Source organism: Aquabacterium sp., assembly GCF_021768455.1.
GTDB lineage: Bacteria > Pseudomonadota > Gammaproteobacteria > Burkholderiales > Burkholderiaceae_C > Aquabacterium.
This window is the reverse complement of sequence record NZ_JAIZVX010000304.1, coordinates 1-1292: the sequence shown is the minus strand read 5'-3', so window position 1 is coordinate 1292 and position 1292 is coordinate 1. Positions and strand designations below refer to the sequence as shown.

Below are 1292 nucleotides of genomic sequence, written 5' to 3'. Positions count from 1 at the left end.
CTGGTTTGGATCTGGATAAGATGTATGTCTATGACCCAATGGATGTAAATAACCCAGGTATTAACTCTAGTAGTAATCGGTTGGCACTGACTCCTATTGTCAAAGCTAAGCCTACTCACCTGTTTGCTGCTCTACCCTATCTTCGTAATATTGTTGTTGTTGCTTCTGCTCGTAACAGTATGGTTGAGCGTGCTTACAAGCATGAGGTAATGAAGAAGTATGGAGCTTATCCGGGATTCCTCTTCTACCATGCTGGCACTAAGATGAAAGAGAAAGAAGAGGCTCTTGAGTTCTTTAAGAAGAATGGATTCGTCGTAGTAGATCTGACAGTTAAGCAGGATTGGGAAATTGACGACACTCCTGTACTTACAACACCAGTAATACGCAAACCAAAGAAGGAAGGACTGGTTGCGTTGAATTGCGTTCGTAATGCTAGCGATCGAATCAATACTCGATGGTCTTTAGAGGAAGAAGCAGATCGAATCAAAGATCCTGAGTTCGTTATTCAACTGAAGTTTAGTAAAGATGATAGTACGAACAGACTTCATCACTGGGAGCATCAAGCTAGTCTCTACATTCTTGATTTGTTCGGTGCCAAAGGTGGAATAACCAACAATCGAATTGCTCATAGTAATTGGATCAACAAGGGAGCTAAAGACTTCGAAGAGTACGTTATCGATAATATCTGTGACTACATCAGTAATAGTGCTGCTATCAAAGAGTTTTGGGCATTCAACCCTAGGCGTATCTTGGATGATTACGTCAATCGTTATATGTCCAAGAAAGGATTGATCAGGTTGATTTATTCAACTCCTGCTCTACGAGCAGAACATGCTCTTGTGAATAACATGACCGAAGAAGACAAAAAGTATGTCTACCTTTGGGAGCATTGCTTGAAAAAGTCTTTCACCAAAGCAGTTGATCTAACCACGTTGCTCAATGCTATTCCACTTGATCCAATCAACAAGCAGGTTATAGATAAGATTCAAGCCAATGAGTTGATTGATATCTTGGATTACTCAGCGTTACAAACAGTACTAACTGATGTGACAAAATCATCTCATGCACAAAAAGCACTTGAGGTATTCATATCGATTTTAAAATAAAGGAAATGTATGCAAACCAATATAATTCGTATCGTCGCTGCTATTGTCGATACCACTCACCTGAAACTCTACAAAGAGAATGGTGAGGAAGTAAACATCCCGCAAGGTGATCCTCGTGTACGCAAGATTCTGGAAGTAGCTGTACCTCTTCTGGCTCCAGGTGCTCAAGGTTATGCTGATGTGGAT

The 1292-nt window shown here is 40.6% G+C and carries 1 protein-coding gene; it reads left to right on the top strand.

Annotated elements, in window-relative coordinates; genetic code table 11:
* Positions 1–1106, top strand: a 1106-nt coding sequence (locus QZ994_RS19915; RefSeq protein WP_290877849.1) for a hypothetical protein, incomplete at its 5' end; no start/stop codon positions are given.
* Between the last annotated feature and the right edge of the window lie 186 nt (positions 1107–1292).